This window comes from Rhodoferax sp. GW821-FHT07G04, assembly GCF_059418585.1.
This window is the reverse complement of the sequence record NZ_JBWKQD010000006.1, coordinates 42863-57915: the sequence shown is the minus strand read 5'-3', so window position 1 is coordinate 57915 and position 15053 is coordinate 42863. Positions and strand designations below refer to the sequence as shown.

Below are 15053 nucleotides of genomic sequence, written 5' to 3'. Positions count from 1 at the left end.
GGGCTCTGCTGTGCCATCCCAATAGCGCAGCTTTTGCGGGCTATGCTCGGTGCCTGCCCTGCCCCCCTACCCCCATCTCTACCCTAGCCCAAGTGCAAGCCACCCATCTGCCCGAACTGGAAGCCTTGGAGCGCATATTGGACTTGGGCGCACCCCACCTGCAGGTAAAGGTGGCACACAGCGTCAACCTACCGACGGGAGCGAGCTTGCCGGTGTACGCCATTGGCCTGGGCAACCCCAGCACGGACGTGCCGGCCATCGGTTTTTTTGGCGGCGTGCATGGCCTGGAGCGCATTGGCGCTGAGGTGGTGATCGCCTTCCTGCACAGCCTGGTAATGCGCCTGCAGTGGGACGCCACGCTGCACAGCCAACTGGAATCGGTACGGCTGCTGTTCATGCCCATCGTCAACCCCGGCGGCATGCTGATGGGCACGCGGGCCAACCCGCAGGGCATAGACCTGATGCGCAACGCGCCAGTGGATGCCGTGGACAAGGTGCCCTTCATGGTGGGCGGCCAGCGCATCAGTGCCAGCCTGCCCTGGTACCGCGGCCGGGCCGATGCGCCGATGGAGGCCGAGAACATGGCGCTGTGCGACACAGTGCGCAGCGAACTGATGGCACGCCCCTTCAGCATGGCGCTGGACTGCCATTCGGGTTTTGGCGCCAGCGACCGCATCTGGCTGCCCTACGCCCACACCCACAAACCGATTGCCCACCTGGCCGAGATGCAGGCGCTCAAAGAGGTGTTTCTGCAGACCTACAGCCACCACCCTTATGTTTTTGAGCCGCAAAGCTTGCAGTACCTGGCCCATGGCGATGTGTGGGACTACCTGTACCTGGAAGCGTGCGCCGACCCGGAGCGCATTTTTTTGCCCTTGACCTTGGAGATGGGCTCGTGGCTGTGGATCAAGAAGAATCCGCGCCAGATGTTTTCGCTGAAGGGCATCTTCAACCCACTGATCGCGCACCGCCAGCACCGGGTGCTGCGCCGCCATTTGTCGCTGCTGGACTTTCTGTCGCGTGCGGCCTGCAGCCATGCGCGCTGGATGCCTACCGGCGATCTGCGCGCCAAGCTGCATGCAGATGCGCTGAAGGGTTGGTACGACTAGAGTGAGCAGGCCCTAGGGCACCCCGGGCTCGTCCAGCCCCAGGGCCAGACACAGCTCCAGATGCGAGAAGGGTTTGTTCAGCGCGCCCACGACGTGCATGCCAAATCCCTCAGCCACCATGCGCGCGCTCTCCAGCGTGGCAGTACCGCGGCCTGTCATCAGCACCAGCGAGGCCTGGGGCACGCGGTCTGCCAGTTTTTGTACCAGTTCGAAGCCGTCGATGTCGGGCAGGGACAGGTCCAGAACGATGACGCGATAGGTTTGTAGGGCTGCACTTTTGAGCAGACCCAGGCCACCGTCATACAGGGTGGCGGGCTGTCCGTATTGCGCCAGCATTTGCACGATGACCGAGCCCGTCAAAGGATCGTCTTCAACGAGCGCGATAGGCTGCCGGGTGTCGCTAGGCGTCTTCATTGGACCTCGGGACTGCGGGGGCTTGGTTCTGCACAGCACCCCAAGCCAGGATTTACCGACCAGTCTAACCACTTCTGGCGAAAAATAGGCCAGCAATTGGAATCACTTCAATATTTCAAGTATTATTGAAATATGAATATCGACATTTCACCTGAAGCCCAGTCTTTGGATGAGGCCTTGGCTGTGAAAGCGCTGGCCGCGCTGGCCCAGGCCCAACGCCTGCGCGCCTTCCGCGCCCTGGTAGTAGTTGGCCCCGAAGGCCTGACCCCCGGCGCCATCGCCGAGGCCCTGGGCCTGGCGCCCAGCGCCCTGTCGTTTCACCTGAAGGAGCTGGCCCACGCACAACTGGTCACCAGCGAATCGCGCGGGCGCAACCTGATCTACCGCGCCGACTTCGGCCACATGAACCGCCTGCTGGCCTATCTGACCGAGCATTGCTGCCAGGGTGAAGCCTGTGCGGTGACCCCGGCTACTTCTGGCTGCAGCAACTGCTAACAACCCATGAATCACACAACCCCGCCCCCATTGGCCAAGCGCCTGCTGGCCGAGTTTGCCGGCACCGCCGCCCTGCTATGCGCCGTGATCGGCTCCGGCACCATGGCCCAACGCATCAGCGGCGGCAACGATGGCGTCGCCCTGCTGGCCAATACCCTGGCCACGGTCTTTGCACTCTTCGTGCTGATTGAAACGCTAGGCCCCGTCAGCGGCGCGCATTTCAATCCGCTGGTAACACTCACCATGTGGTCAAAGCGGCAGCTAGCCCCCGAGAATGCTGCGCGGGTAGCTACGCTTTTCATAGCATCACAACTACTGGGTGCCGTAGCGGGTGCGGCGCTGGCCAATGCCATGTTCGAGCTTCCGCTGCTGCACGCCAGCCAACACCTGCGCGGCGGATGGGGTCAGTGGATCGCAGAAGCCGTGGCCACTGGCGGCCTGCTGTTCACCATCCTGCGTGCACCCGAGGGCAAGGCCTCGGCACTGGTGGCCTGCTACATCGGTGCAGCCTACTGGTTTACCGCCAGCACCTCGTTTGCCAACCCCGCTGCCGTCATGGGCCGCATGTTCAGCGACACCTTTGCCGGCATTGCGCCGGCCAGCGCCATCGGCTTTGTGTTGGCGCAATGCGTGGGTGCCGTGCTGGGCGTGGCCTTGGCGAATGCACTCTCTACCAAGAAAGTTCCTGCTGTATGACCATCACCATCTTCCACAACCCCGCCTGCGGCACCTCACGCAATACCTTGGCCCTGATCCGCAACAGCGGCGAAGAGCCCCTGGTCATCGAATACCTGCAGAGCCCGCCGACCAAAGAGCGCCTGCAGCAACTGCTGGCGGCCATGGGCACCAGCCCACGCGCGCTGTTGCGTGAGAAGGGCACGCCCTATGCCGAGCTGGACTTGGCCAACCCCAAATGGACAGACGGGGAACTGCTGGACTTCATGCTGGCCCATCCGATCCTCATCAACCGCCCCATCGTGGAAACCCCGTTGGGCACGCGCCTGTGCCGTCCGTCCGAGCTGGTGCTGGACATCCTGCCCCAAGCCCAGCAAGGCCCCTTCACCAAGGAAGACGGCGAGGTGGTCATCAACGCCCAGGGCCAGCGTGTCTGAGAGCCATACCCCATGCTGCTCGCAGAACCCCCCATTCGCACGCTGGCCGACGCGCTGAACCAGGGCTGCCGTTGCCAGACGCTGGACGCCGAGCAGTTGCGCCGCGAACTGGGGCGCGACGCGGGTCTACGCGCGTTTGCGAGCACGCTGACCGAGAGCCACCCGCATCTGTTCTCGGGCACCGCCGTATTTGCCGCACAGGCCACCGTGCGGGCCGTGCAGAACGCCGTGGCCGCACTGGAGCGCACACTGTCTCTGTCCACCTGGGCAGAGCAGGTGTTGCCCACCGCCAGTGCAATTGCGCAGGCGGACCACGGTCCGCTGGGGGTCTTCATGGGCTACGACTTTCACCTCACGCCACAGGGCCCTCAGCTCATCGAGATCAATACCAATGCGGGCGGCGCCATGCTCAACGCCATACTGCTGCGTGCCCAGGCCGTGTGCTGCGGCCTGATGAACCCCTTGTTCAACGCCTACCGCGACATGGCCACGCTGGAGGACGATTTTGTGGCCATGTTCCAGGCCGAGTGGGACCTCTTCAACCGCGCGCGCGGCCAGGCCCCAAGCCCCTTGCGCAGCGTGGCCATCGTGGATGAGGCGCCGCAAAGCCAGTACCTTGCGCCCGAGTTCGCCTTGTTTGCCGAGTTGTTCCAACGCCATGGCATTGAGGCCGTGGTAGCGGACGGGTCCCAGCTGGTGCTGCGTGACGGCGTGCTGACCTGCGGCGCGCTGGCCATCGACCTGGTCTACAACCGGCTGACCGACTTCGCGCTGTCAGCCCCCGCCCATGCCGCACTAGCACAGGCCTACACCGAAGACCGGGTGGCCGTCACCCCCCACCCGCGTGCGCATGCGCTGCGGGCCAACAAACAGCACCTGGTCACTTTGGGACAGCCTGCCGCGCTGCAGGCCTTGGGTGTGGGTGCGGTCGACCTGCAGACCCTGCTGGCCACGGTACCAGGCTGTGAACGGGTAGGTGCCGACAACGCGGCCGCCCTGTGGGCCCAGCGCAAACAATTGTTCTTCAAACCGCTGGAGGGCTTTGGCGCCCGCGCCGTCTACCGCGGTGACAAGCTCGCCCACAAGGTGTGGGAGCAAATTCTGCAAGGCGACTACATTGCCCAGGCCCTGGTGCCACCACCCGTGCGCGCAATGCAGGTGGGCGACGCCGCCACCGAGCTCAAGTTCGACCTGCGGGCCTATAGCTATGCGGGGCGTGTGCAACTGCTGGCGGCACGCACCTACAGCGGCCAGACCACCAACTTCCGCACGGCAGGCGGTGGCTTTGCGCCGGTCATGTGGGTGCCAGACCTAGACGCTACCCCCTGTAATTGCTAGGGCCTTAGCGGAGCCACTTCTGCATGAACTGCGCGTGGCCCATGGAGGGGTCAAGCTGGTAGTTGGCAAAACCGATGCGCTGGTAGAGTTTGATGGCGCCGCCATTGCCCGAGAGCACTTCCAGCGTCAGTTTGCAGGCGCCGCGCTCCAGCGCCAGGGATTCAGCGAGGGCCAGCATCTTTTCGGCGATTTTCTGGCCCCGGTGACTGGCCCGCACGGCCACATCGTGCACATTGACCAGGGGGCGGCAGGCGAAGCTGGAGAAGCCCTCCAGGCAATTGACCAGGCCCACGGCCTGTTCGCCATCAAAGGCCAGCACGCTATAGGCATGGGGGCGGGCCGCCAGCTCGGTGACGAGGTTGTCCCGCACAAAGTCGCTGAGGCCATGGCCACCGCCTGCGGGGTCGTGGGCATAGGCCTCCATCATCTCCATCAGCGCCTGGGCGTGGACGGCGTTGGCATAGTCGGCACGCAGCACCCGGATCGCGCCGGGTGCAGGTGAAGTGGTGGCAGTCGTCGCCATCGTCATCGTGTCGGACATGTCTTCACTTCTGGGGTTTAACTGGCCAATGTGTCGGCAATGCGCTGGGCACAGGCCTTGGCCTGCACGGCGTCGCGGGCCTCGACCATGACGCGCACCAAGGGCTCGGTACCGCTGGCACGTATCAGCACGCGGCCGGTGTCACCCAATTCGGCTTCGACAGTGCGGCTTTCCTGCTCCATGCGGGTATTGGCCCTCCAGTCCTGGCCGGGCTTGAGGCGCACATTGATCAGCGTCTGCGGGAACAGCGTCACCTGGGCCAACAACTGGGCCATGGTCTTACCGCTGCGCTGCAGGGCCTGCAACACTTGCAGTGCCGAAATCAGGCCGTCACCGGTAGTGTGCTTGTCGAGCGCCAGCAAGTGGCCGGAGCCCTCGCCGCCCAATATCCATTTGTGCTTTTCCAGTTCTTCGAGCACGTAGCGGTCACCCACCTTGGCGCGCACAAACTGCACACCACGGGCCTTGAGCGCTACTTCCACCGCCATATTGGTCATCAGCGTGCCGACAACGCCGGGCACGTGCTCGTCCCGGCCCAGGCGTTCATCGGTCATCAAATACAACAACTCGTCGCCGTTGTAGAGGCGGCCATTGGCATCGACGACCTGCAGGCGATCCGCATCGCCATCCAAGGCCACGCCAAAGTGGGCATGGTGGGCCTTGACGGCTTCAACCAGAGCCTGCGGATGCGTGGCGCCCACTTCGTGGTTGATGTTAAGGCCATCGGGCGCGCAGCCGATAGCGACCACCTCAGCACCCAGTTCGTGGAAGACCTTGGGCGCGATATGGTAGGCCGCGCCGTGGGCTGCATCCACGACGATCTTCATGCCCTTCAAGGTCAGGTCATTGGCAAAGGTGCTCTTGCAGAACTCGATGTAGCGGCCAGCCGCGTCATCCAGGCGGCGGGTCTTGCCCAGCGAAGCCGAGTCGGCCCAGGCGGGCGGCTCTTCCAGTGCGGCTTCGACCGCAAGCTCCCAATCGTCCGACAGTTTCGTGCCCTGGGCGCTGAAGAACTTGATGCCGTTGTCGGCGAAGGGGTTGTGGCTGGCGCTGATGACCACGCCCAGCGAGGCGCGCTGCGCGCGAGTGAGATACGCCACGCCAGGTGTGGGCAGCGGGCCCAGCAGCACCACGTCTACACCGGCGGAATTGAGGCCGCTTTCCAAGGCGCTCTCCAGCATGTAACCGGAAATGCGCGTGTCTTTGCCGATCAGCACCGTGGGGCGGGCTTCGGAGCGCTTGAGCACGCGGCCCACCGCGTGGGCCAAGCGCATCACAAAATCGGGGGTTATGGGAGCTTGGCCGACTGTGCCGCGAATACCGTCGGTGCCGAAATATTTTCTTGTCATGTTGGGGAATTTCCTGAAATCTCAAACCACCATCAGCATTGCTGCTGCATGGCATCGAATACCTTGAGCGCCTGCACCGTCTCCTTGACATCGTGCACGCGTACGATGTGGGCGCCGTTTTGCACGGCCAGCAGCGCAGCCGTCACGCTGGGCACCATGCGGTCGCGGACATCCAGCGTGGCCACGGCAGACAGCGAGCGCTGGGTTACCGCCGCCAACGACGACTTGCGCGACCAGCCCGCCATCACCGGATAGCCCATGGGCAGTAACGCGGCCTGTTGCGCCAGCAATGCAAAGTTCTGCTGTACGGTCTTGCCAAAGCCGATACCGGGATCGATGCAGATGCGAGAAGGATCAACGCCCAGCCCTCGTAGATGCTGCGCACGTTGCTCCAAAAACGATAGCACCTGCGGCATCACTGCACCTTCCATGGGAGCGACCTGCATGGTTTGCGGATCTCGGTGCATGTGCATCAGGCAGACGCCGCAATGGGTTTGTTCGCGGATCACGTCGACACCGGTGCGGCCACCGGGATCGCCGGACCAGCGCAGCGCCCACACATCGTTGATGATGTCGGCACCCAGGTCCAGCGCGGCCCGCATGACCTGGGGCTTGTAGGTGTCCACCGAGACCGGCACGCCCAGCGTGACGGCATGCTCGATGATGGGCAGCACCCGCTCCAGCTCTTCGTCTGCCGGCAGTTCCAGCGCGCCGGGACGCGTGGATTCACCGCCTATATCCAGGATGTCGGCGCCGTCCCTGATCAAGCGTTCACAGTGGGCCATGGCCGCGTCGCGGCTGGCATGCTGGCCACCATCAGAAAACGAATCCGGTGTGACATTGACAATGCCCATGACCTTGGGCGTATCCAGATGGATCAGAAAGCGGCGGGTTTGCCATTGCATGATGTTCTTGTACTCCGTCTCGACTCTCTCTCGCGGGAATCTCAACCATGCGAAAACGGGGCACAAGGCCCCGTCTCTGCTTAGGTTTTGCCGTCGTGCATCAGGCTGCGGTAGGCGTTGGGTCTGCCGCCACGGCTGGAGCACCGCCACTGCCGCCACTGCCAGAGTTGGGGGTGCGTGGCGTCCAATCCTTGGGCGGACGCGGCTCCTTGCCGGCCATGATGTCGTTGATCTGCTCAGCGTCTATGGTCTCCCATTCCAGCAGGGCCTTGGCCATGGCGTGCATCTTGTCGCTGTGCTCTTCGATCAGGCGGCGTGCCAAGCTGTACTGTTCGTCAATGATGCGGCGAATTTCGGTTTCGATCTTCAGCATCGTCGAGCCCGACACATTGTTAGTGCGCGTCACCGAGCGGCCCAGGAAGACCTCGCCCTCGTCCTCCGCATAGACCATGGGGCCTAGTGCGTCGGTCATGCCGTACTTCATCACCATGTCGCGGGCGATGTGGGTGGCACGCTCGAAGTCGTTACTGGCGCCGGTGGTCATCTGCTTCATGAACACCTCTTCCGCAATGCGGCCACCAAACAGCATGCTGATCTGGTTGAGCATGAATTCCTTGTCGTGGCTGTAGCGGTCGTGCTCGGGCAGGCTCATCGTCACGCCCAGGGCGCGGCCACGGGGGATGATGGTGACCTTGTGCACGGGATCACACTTGGGCAGGATCTTGCCGATCAGCGCGTGGCCGGACTCGTGGTAGGCGGTGTTGCGGCGCTCTTCTTCCGGCATGACCATGCTCTTGCGCTCAGGGCCCATGAAGATCTTGTCCTTGGCCTTTTCAAAGTCCTGCATCTCCACCACACGGGCGTTGCGGCGCGCGGCCATCAGCGCAGCTTCGTTGCACAGGTTGGCCAGGTCGGCACCCGACATGCCGGGCGTGCCGCGGGCGATCACATTGGCGCTGACGTCTTGGCCCAACGGAACCTTGCGCATGTGCACGGCCAGAATCTGCTCACGGCCACGGATATCGGGCAGGGTCACGTAGACCTGGCGGTCGAAACGGCCGGGACGCAACAGCGCGGAATCCAGGATATCGGGACGGTTGGTAGCCGCCACGACGATGACGCCCAGATTGGTTTCGAAACCATCCATCTCCACCAGCATCTGGTTCAGCGTCTGTTCACGTTCGTCATTACCGCCACCCAGGCCGGCGCCACGCTGGCGACCCACGGCGTCGATTTCGTCGATGAAGATGATGCAGGGTGCGTTTTTCTTGGCGTTGTCGAACATGTCGCGCACACGGGATGCGCCCACACCGACAAACATTTCCACAAAATCGGAGCCCGAAATGCTGAAGAACGGCACTTTGGCTTCGCCGGCAATGGATTTGGCCAGCAGGGTTTTACCGGTTCCCGGGGGGCCGACCAGCAGCAAACCGCGGGGAATGCGGCCACCCAATTTCTGGAATTTGGCAGGGTCTTTCAGGAAGTCGACAACTTCCTTGACTTCTTCCTTGGCCTCATCACAGCCCGCCACATCGGCAAAGGTGACGGTGTTGGTGTTCTCGTCCAGCAAGCGGGCCTTGCTCTTGCCAAAGCTGAACGCCCCACCCTTGCCGCCGCCCTGCATCTGGCGCATGAAGTAGATCCAGACCCCCACCAGCAGCAGCATGGGGCCCCAGCTCACCAAAAGCGTGGTCAGCAGGGAGCTTTCTTCGCGGGGCTTGACGTCGAACTTGACATTGTTGTTGATCAGGTCACCAATCAGGCCCTTGTCCAGATAGGTAGCTGTGGTGCGGACCTTGCGTTCGTCGGTGGTGACGGCCAGGATTTCGGTCCCGGCGGGGCTGTCTTGGATCAGCGCCGTCTTGATGTGCTTGTTACGCACTTCTTCCAGGAAATCGGAATACCCGATCGCGCTGGCACCGGCGACACCACTCTTGTCAAAGCTCTTGAACACGGTGAATAGCACCAGGCCAATCACCAACCACACTGCAATTTTCGAAAACCACTGATTATTCAAGCGAAGCTCCAATAGGGCACAGACAAGGACACTATGCGTATCTGAGTCGCATTTTAGGCGTTTCAAGATGCGCAATGCGGATTTTCATCGTTTTATGCCCTAGATACCGCAAGCTTATGTAACGCTTGTGTCGTAGGCGACCGGTGTAGGTTGGAACCCAACCCGCCTATTTTTTGAGACCAATACCGATCAAAAAAGTTTCCGACGAGCGGTCACGCGAGGCCTTGGGCTTGAGGGTTTTGACCTGCACAAAGGCCGCCTTGAAGTGCTGCACCACGTCGTTGTAGCTGGCGCCATGGAAGACTTTGGCCACCAGCGCACCCTGGGGTTTCATGTGGTTTTGCGCAAAATCAATGGCCAATTCGATCAAATGCTCGACCCGCGCGGCGTCCGCCGACGAGATGCCCGATAGATTGGGCGCCATGTCGGAGACCACCACATCCGCTTGGCGACCCTGCAGGGCCTGTTCCAGCTGGCTCAGAACCTCCGCCTCGCGGAAGTCGCCCTGGATGAAAGTTACACCTTCGATAGGCTCCATAGGCAGCAGGTCCAGGCCAATGATGGCGCCGTTCAACTCGCCTGCGGCCGCGCCGGTGGGTGACAGGCGACGGCGCACATACTGGCTCCAGGCACCGGGTGTGCAGCCCAGGTCGACAACGAGGTAGCCCGGCTTGATCAGGCCCAGGGTTTCGTCGATTTCCTTGAGCTTGTAGGCGGCGCGGGCGCGATAGCCTTCCTTGTTCGCCAGCTTGACGTAGGGGTCGTTGATATGGTCGTGCAGCCAGGCCTTGTTGACCTTTTTGCTGCCGGCTTTGGTTTTCATGGGTGCTTTCTGAATCGACGGCTCTACCGCCGGGTTTCCGTTCAACCGATAATACAGGTATGCCCCTAATTCAACTGACCCCTGCCCAGCGCAAAGATCACCGTGCCGATGCGCACCACTTGGACCCTGTGGTCATGGTGGGTAACGATGGTTTGACCGCCAATGTCAAAAAAGAGATCAACGCCGCGCTGAATGCGCACGGCCTCATCAAGGTCCGCGTCTTCTCGGACGACCGCGTCGCCCGTGAGGAGATGTTCCAGTCCTTGGCCGAAGAACTCAGCGCCGCGCCGATTCAGCACATCGGCAAACTGCTGGTGCTGTGGCGGCCCAAGGTCGAAAAAGAAAAAGTGGTTGACGAAGACCGCATGGCCGGACCCCGTGATTTCAAGGTGCTGAAGTACAGCAAGCGGGCAGGTCAAAAGCCCGAGATCAAAACACTGCGCGTGCTGGGCAACCAGCGCCTGACGGCCGGCGGCAATGTGAAGCGGGCCAAGCCCAAGCCACAGGTCAGCGTGAAGAAACGCAGCCAGACCTGAGACCTTGCGGGACAGACCGGAGCGAAGCGTAGCTCTGTCCTCAACTGATTGAAGGGGCTGCGAGAACTGCCTTCCCCTTGGCAGCTATCGTTTGGCCAGCTTGCCAAACACCACGGCGGCGCATAGCCACTGCACCACATACATCCCCGTGCCCACCCCGTGCCACAGGGCCAGGTTGTCGCGGGCGATGATGTGCGGGGCCACGCCAAACTCCACCAGTAGCGCCATCAGCACCCCGCCCACTACAAAAAGCGTAGCAGACTGTGCAATTTCCACGGGGGCTAGCGCCTTATCGGATCGAAAGAGCATCAACAGGACCAAGCCACAGACAGTGGAAATGACGGTCTGCGCGGTAAACAATTTAGCGGCCATCGCGCCGGCCATGGCGGGCGTAGGCAGATGCATGAACAGCATGGGCACGACGAAGAAGCCCAGGGTGCTGAGGCTGCCCCACCAGGTGGCTGCAGCCCAAACCGGCAAGTGGCGCATATGTTTGCTTGTTGGCCCGCTACAGGTCAGATGTAGTGAACGGCCATGACCTCGTAGGCGCGTTCGCCACCTGGGGCCTGCACCACGGCGGTGTCGCCCTCCTCCTTGCCGATCAGTGCACGGGCGATCGGGCTGCTGATGTTGATCAGGCCCAGCTTGAGGTCGGCCTCGTCTTCACCGACGATCTGGTACTTGACACGGTCGCCGGTGTCCTCATCTTCCAGCTCCACGGTGGCGCCAAAGACTACGCGGCCATCGGCATGGATGGATGATGGGTCAATGACCTGGGCTGCGGATAGCTTGCCCTCGACCTCCTGGATACGGCCTTCAATGAAACCCTGACGCTCCTTGGCAGCGTCGTAGTCGGCGTTTTCGCTCAGGTCACCCTGGGCACGCGCTTCGGCAATGGCCTGAATGACCGAGGGGCGCTCCACAGTCTTGAGTTTGTGCAGCTCGGCCTTGAGCATTTCAGCGCCGCGCTTGGTGATGGGATAGGTTGCCATGGTAAAAATCTGTGGGCTAGGTAAACAACAAAGGCCGAAACCGGCCCCTATAAGCGACAAGGACAGCGCAACGCTTCTACGCTGCACTGTCCTTTTGAACTAAGTGAGATTATGCCAACTCTTGCTAAGAGAAACTAGTCCTGCAGTTGTGCGTGCATTTCCTGTACCGAGATCACATCCAACTGGTCCAGGTACTTCATACCCTCCACCGCGGCCTCGGCACCCGCGATCGTGGTGTAAGTGGTGATGCGGGCCAGCAGTGCGCTAGTACGGATCTGGCGCGAATCGGCGATCGCGTTGCGGCGCTCTTCCACGGTGTTGATGACCATCGCCAAGGGCTCATTCTTGATCATGTCCACGATGTGAGGGCGGCCCTCGGCGACCTTGTTGACGACCGAGCAACTGACACCGGCCGCGTTGATAGCGGCAGCCGTGCCCTTGGTGGCCACCAGCGAGAAACCCATATCGGTCAGCTTACGCGCCACCTCCACAACACGGGGCTTGTCGCTCTGCTTGACCGAGATAAAGGCCTTTCCCGAACGCGGCAGCTTGGCGCCAGCGCCCAGTTGGGATTTGACGAAGGCCTCCCCAAACGTCTTGCCCACGCCCATCACTTCTCCAGTGGATTTCATCTCGGGGCCGAGGATGGTGTCCACGCCGGGGAACTTGACGAAGGGGAACACGGCCTCCTTGACGCTGAAATACGGCGGCGTGACTTCCTTGGTGATGCCCTGGCTAGCCAGAGTCTGGCCGGCCATGCAGCGTGCCGCGACCTTGGCCAGCTGGATGCCAGTGGCTTTGGACACAAAGGGCACGGTGCGCGATGCGCGGGGGTTCACTTCCAGCACATAGATGATGTCCTTGCCGTCAACCTGCTGGATGGCGAACTGCACGTTCATCAGACCCACCACGTTCAGCGCGGTGGCCATGGCAGCCGTCTGGCGCTTGATCTCGGCCACGGTGGCCGCGCTCAGGCTGTACGGCGGCAGCGAGCATGCGGAGTCGCCGCTGTGCACGCCAGCTTGTTCGATGTGTTCCATGACACCGCCGATGAAGGTGGCACCGGAAGCATCGCGCACGCAATCCACATCGCATTCAATGGCATCGTTCAGGAAGCGGTCCAGTAGTACCGGGCTGTCGTTGGACACCTTGACCGCTTCGCGCATATAGCGCTCCAGGTCGCGCTGCTCGTGGACGATCTCCATGGCGCGGCCGCCCAGCACGTAGCTGGGGCGCACGACCAGCGGATAGCCCAGCGCAGCGGCTTTCTCCAGCGCTTCGGGTTCAGCACGGGCTGTGGCGTTTGGTGGCTGGCGCAGCTTCAGTTCATGCAGCAGCTTCTGGAAGCGCTCACGGTCTTCGGCCGCGTCGATCATGTCGGGTGTGGTGCCGATGATGGGCACGCCATTGGCCTCCAGGCCCAGTGCCAGCTTCAGCGGCGTCTGGCCGCCGTATTGCACGATGACGCCAACCGGCTTTTCCTTGTCGACAATTTCCAGCACGTCTTCCAGCGTCAGCGGCTCGAAGTAGAGGCGGTCCGACGTGTCATAGTCGGTGGACACGGTCTCGGGGTTGCAGTTGACCATGATGGTTTCGTAACCGTCTTCGCGCATGGCCAGCGCGGCGTGCACGCAGCAGTAGTCAAACTCGATGCCCTGGCCAATGCGGTTGGGGCCACCGCCCAATACCATGATCTTCTTGTTGTTCGTGGGTTCGGCTTCGCACTCTGCACCTTCGGACTCGTAGGTGGAGTACATGTAGGCGGTGTTGGTGCCAAACTCGGCCGCGCAGGTGTCCACACGCTTGTAGACAGGGCGCACGCCCAGGGCGCGGCGCTTCTCGCGCACCACCTTGTCGGTTGTCTTGAACTGCTTGGCCAGACGGCGGTCCGAGAAGCCCTTTTGCTTCAGGCTGCGCAGCGTGGCGGCGTCGATCTTGTCGAAGGCCGTGCCGCTGGCTGGCTGGGGCAGGCGTTCGATTTCCAGTTCGATCTTGACGATCTGTTCGATCTGCACCAGGAACCAACGGTCGATCTTGGTCAGCGCAAACACTTCGTCCACGCTCATGCCCTGGGCAAACGCGTCGCCCACGTACCAGATGCGCTCGGGGCCGGGCTCGCCCAGCTCCTTTTCCAGCACTTCGCGGTCTTGGGTTTTTTCGTTCAGGCCGTCCACGCCCACTTCCAGGCCACGCAGGGCTTTCTGGAAGGATTCCTGGAAGGTGCGGCCCATGGCCATGACCTCGCCCACGCTCTTCATCTGCGTGGTCAGGCGGCTGTCGGCGGCGGGGAATTTTTCGAATGCGAAACGTGGGATCTTGGTGACCACGTAGTCGATGCTGGGTTCGAACGACGCAGGCGTTGCACCGCCGGTGATGTCGTTGCGCAGTTCGTCCAGCGTGAAGCCGACTGCCAGCTTGGCGGCAATCTTGGCGATGGGGAAACCGGTGGCCTTGGAGGCCAAAGCGGACGAACGCGACACACGCGGATTCATCTCGATGACGATCATGCGACCGTCGACCGGGTTGATGGAGAACTGCACGTTCGAGCCACCGGTGTCCACACCAATCTCACGCAGCACGGCCAGGGAGGCGTTGCGCAGGATCTGGTACTCCTTGTCCGTCAGCGTCTGCGCCGGTGCCACGGTGATGGAGTCGCCGGTGTGCACGCCCATGGGGTCCAGATTTTCGATGGAACACACGATGATGCAGTTGTCCGCCTTGTCGCGCACCACTTCCATCTCGTACTCTTTCCAGCCCAGCAGCGATTCTTCGATCAGCAGCTCGTTGGTCGGCGAGGCTTCCAGGCCGCGCTTGCAGATGACTTCAAATTCTTCGGGGTTGTAGGCAATGCCGCCGCCGGTGCCACCCAATGTGAAGCTGGGGCGGATGACGGTGGGAAAGCCCACACTCTTCTGCACATCCCAGGCTTCGGCCATGCTGTGTGCAATGCCGGAGCGGGCGGAGCCCAGACCGATCTTGGTCATCGCGTCCTTGAACTTCAAACGGTCCTCGGCCTTGTCGATGGCCTCGGGCGTGGCGCCGATCAGCTCCACCGGCTTGCCGGTGGCAGCACCCGTGTACTTGGCCAGCACGCCGTTGTGCCACAAATCGAGCGCGCAGTTCAGCGCGGTCTGACCGCCCATAGTGGGCAGGATGGCGTCGGGTTTTTCCTTGGCGATGATTTTCTCGACCGTTTGCCAGGTGATGGGCTCGATATAGGTCACATCCGCCGTGGCCGGGTCGGTCATGATCGTCGCAGGATTGCTGTTGATCAGGATAACGCGGTAGCCCTCTTCGCGCAGGGCCTTGCAGGCCTGCACGCCGGAGTAGTCGAACTCACAGGCCTGACCAATGATGATGGGGCCGGCGCCGATGATAAGGATGCTTTGGATGTCGGTACGTTTTGGCATTTTTCTACTCTG

General features: G+C 62.1%; 15 protein-coding genes. 6 read left to right on the top strand and 9 right to left on the bottom strand.

Annotation, left to right across the window (positions count from 1 at the left end; genetic code table 11):
• Positions 1 to 92: 92 nt before the first annotated feature.
• Positions 93 to 1109, top strand: a complete 1017-nt coding sequence (locus AC07OO_RS23130) for a M14 family zinc carboxypeptidase (RefSeq protein ID WP_495084514.1) — start codon at positions 93 to 95, stop codon at positions 1107 to 1109.
• Positions 1110 to 1121: 12 nt separating this feature from the next.
• Here AC07OO_RS23130 and AC07OO_RS23125 read toward each other — a convergent pair whose 3' ends face one another.
• A complete protein-coding gene (locus AC07OO_RS23125; protein ID WP_495084513.1) occupies positions 1122 to 1523 on the bottom strand; it encodes a response regulator in 402 nt (133 codons plus the stop codon).
• 132 nt (positions 1524 to 1655) lie between these two features.
• Here AC07OO_RS23125 and AC07OO_RS23120 point away from each other — a divergent pair, with 132 nt between their 5' ends.
• Genes AC07OO_RS23120 through AC07OO_RS23105 form a run of 4 tightly spaced genes read left to right on the top strand, consistent with a single transcriptional unit; the run spans position 1656 to position 4468 of the window.
• Positions 1656 to 2018, top strand: a complete 363-nt coding sequence (locus tag AC07OO_RS23120; RefSeq protein WP_495084512.1) for an ArsR/SmtB family transcription factor — start codon at positions 1656 to 1658, stop codon at positions 2016 to 2018.
• A 6-nt stretch (positions 2019 to 2024) separates the two neighbouring features.
• Positions 2025 to 2714 (top strand): aquaporin, encoded by a 690-nt coding sequence (locus tag AC07OO_RS23115; protein ID WP_495084511.1) that lies wholly within the window; start codon positions 2025 to 2027, stop codon positions 2712 to 2714.
• Positions 2711 to 3130, top strand: a complete 420-nt coding sequence (gene arsC, locus AC07OO_RS23110; protein ID WP_495084510.1) for an arsenate reductase (glutaredoxin) — start codon at positions 2711 to 2713, stop codon at positions 3128 to 3130. The genes AC07OO_RS23115 and arsC overlap by 4 nt, the downstream gene beginning before the upstream one ends.
• 12 nt (positions 3131 to 3142) lie before the next feature.
• Positions 3143 to 4468: an ATP-grasp domain-containing protein gene (locus AC07OO_RS23105; RefSeq protein WP_495084509.1), complete on the top strand. Its 1326-nt coding sequence runs from the start codon at positions 3143 to 3145 to the stop codon at positions 4466 to 4468.
• A gap of 4 nt (positions 4469 to 4472) precedes the next feature.
• On the opposite strand, the gene AC07OO_RS23100 is transcribed toward AC07OO_RS23105, so the two are convergent.
• The 5 genes from AC07OO_RS23100 to AC07OO_RS23080 all read right to left on the bottom strand — a co-directional run bounded on the left by AC07OO_RS23100 (position 4473) and on the right by AC07OO_RS23080 (position 10103).
• The gene (locus AC07OO_RS23100) at positions 4473 to 5009 is read right to left on the bottom strand and encodes a GNAT family N-acetyltransferase (protein WP_495084508.1); all 537 of its coding nucleotides are present in this window, start codon (positions 5007 to 5009) and stop codon (positions 4473 to 4475) included.
• Positions 5010 to 5026: 17 nt separating this feature from the next.
• The gene (gene glmM / locus AC07OO_RS23095) at positions 5027 to 6358 is read right to left on the bottom strand and encodes a phosphoglucosamine mutase (RefSeq protein ID WP_495084507.1); all 1332 of its coding nucleotides are present in this window, start codon (positions 6356 to 6358) and stop codon (positions 5027 to 5029) included.
• Positions 6359 to 6390: 32 nt separating this feature from the next.
• Positions 6391 to 7263: a dihydropteroate synthase gene (gene folP, locus AC07OO_RS23090; RefSeq protein WP_495084506.1), complete on the bottom strand. Its 873-nt coding sequence runs from the start codon at positions 7261 to 7263 to the stop codon at positions 6391 to 6393.
• Positions 7264 to 7363: 100 nt separating this feature from the next.
• Entirely contained in the window at positions 7364 to 9280 is a 1917-nt protein-coding gene (gene ftsH / locus AC07OO_RS23085; protein ID WP_495084505.1) for an ATP-dependent zinc metalloprotease FtsH, read from the bottom strand.
• Between the two features lie 166 nt (positions 9281 to 9446).
• Positions 9447 to 10103 (bottom strand): RlmE family RNA methyltransferase, encoded by a 657-nt coding sequence (locus tag AC07OO_RS23080; protein WP_495084504.1) that lies wholly within the window; start codon positions 10101 to 10103, stop codon positions 9447 to 9449.
• A 59-nt stretch (positions 10104 to 10162) separates the two neighbouring features.
• Here AC07OO_RS23080 and AC07OO_RS23075 point away from each other — a divergent pair, with 59 nt between their 5' ends.
• Positions 10163 to 10639 carry a YhbY family RNA-binding protein gene (locus AC07OO_RS23075; protein WP_495084503.1) on the top strand — a complete coding sequence of 159 codons (477 nt, stop codon included), beginning with the start codon at positions 10163 to 10165 and terminating at the stop codon, positions 10637 to 10639.
• A gap of 84 nt (positions 10640 to 10723) precedes the next feature.
• Here AC07OO_RS23075 and AC07OO_RS23070 read toward each other — a convergent pair whose 3' ends face one another.
• The 3 genes from AC07OO_RS23070 to carB form a co-directional block, all read right to left on the bottom strand.
• Positions 10724 to 11128 (bottom strand): DUF4149 domain-containing protein, encoded by a 405-nt coding sequence (locus AC07OO_RS23070; RefSeq protein WP_495084502.1) that lies wholly within the window; start codon positions 11126 to 11128, stop codon positions 10724 to 10726.
• Positions 11129 to 11154: 26 nt separating this feature from the next.
• Entirely contained in the window at positions 11155 to 11631 is a 477-nt protein-coding gene (gene greA, locus AC07OO_RS23065) for a transcription elongation factor GreA (protein ID WP_495084501.1), read from the bottom strand.
• Between the two features lie 134 nt (positions 11632 to 11765).
• Positions 11766 to 15041, bottom strand: coding sequence for a carbamoyl-phosphate synthase large subunit (gene carB / locus AC07OO_RS23060; protein ID WP_495084500.1), 3276 nt, complete (start codon positions 15039 to 15041; stop codon positions 11766 to 11768).
• Between the last annotated feature and the right edge of the window lie 12 nt (positions 15042 to 15053).

Excerpts from the sequence above, each read along its gene's own strand:
- carB (WP_495084500.1), bottom strand. The coding sequence starts at position 15,041 with ATGCCAAAACGTACCGACATCCAAAGCATCCTTATCATCGGCGCCGGC.
- glmM (WP_495084507.1), bottom strand. The coding sequence starts at position 6,358 with ATGACAAGAAAATATTTCGGCACCGACGGTATTCGCGGCACAGTCGGC.
- AC07OO_RS23080 (WP_495084504.1), bottom strand. The coding sequence starts at position 10,103 with ATGAAAACCAAAGCCGGCAGCAAAAAGGTCAACAAGGCCTGGCTGCAC.
- AC07OO_RS23115 (WP_495084511.1), top strand. The coding sequence starts at position 2,025 with ATGAATCACACAACCCCGCCCCCATTGGCCAAGCGCCTGCTGGCCGAG.
- AC07OO_RS23100 (WP_495084508.1), bottom strand. The coding sequence starts at position 5,009 with ATGTCCGACACGATGACGATGGCGACGACTGCCACCACTTCACCTGCA.
- AC07OO_RS23120 (WP_495084512.1), top strand. The coding sequence starts at position 1,656 with ATGAATATCGACATTTCACCTGAAGCCCAGTCTTTGGATGAGGCCTTG.
- AC07OO_RS23070 (WP_495084502.1), bottom strand. The coding sequence starts at position 11,128 with ATGCGCCACTTGCCGGTTTGGGCTGCAGCCACCTGGTGGGGCAGCCTC.
- AC07OO_RS23105 (WP_495084509.1), top strand. The coding sequence starts at position 3,143 with ATGCTGCTCGCAGAACCCCCCATTCGCACGCTGGCCGACGCGCTGAAC.
- greA (WP_495084501.1), bottom strand. The coding sequence starts at position 11,631 with ATGGCAACCTATCCCATCACCAAGCGCGGCGCTGAAATGCTCAAGGCC.
- arsC (WP_495084510.1), top strand. The coding sequence starts at position 2,711 with ATGACCATCACCATCTTCCACAACCCCGCCTGCGGCACCTCACGCAAT.
- folP (WP_495084506.1), bottom strand. The coding sequence starts at position 7,263 with ATGCAATGGCAAACCCGCCGCTTTCTGATCCATCTGGATACGCCCAAG.
- AC07OO_RS23125 (WP_495084513.1), bottom strand. The coding sequence starts at position 1,523 with ATGAAGACGCCTAGCGACACCCGGCAGCCTATCGCGCTCGTTGAAGAC.
- AC07OO_RS23075 (WP_495084503.1), top strand. The coding sequence starts at position 10,163 with ATGCCCCTAATTCAACTGACCCCTGCCCAGCGCAAAGATCACCGTGCC.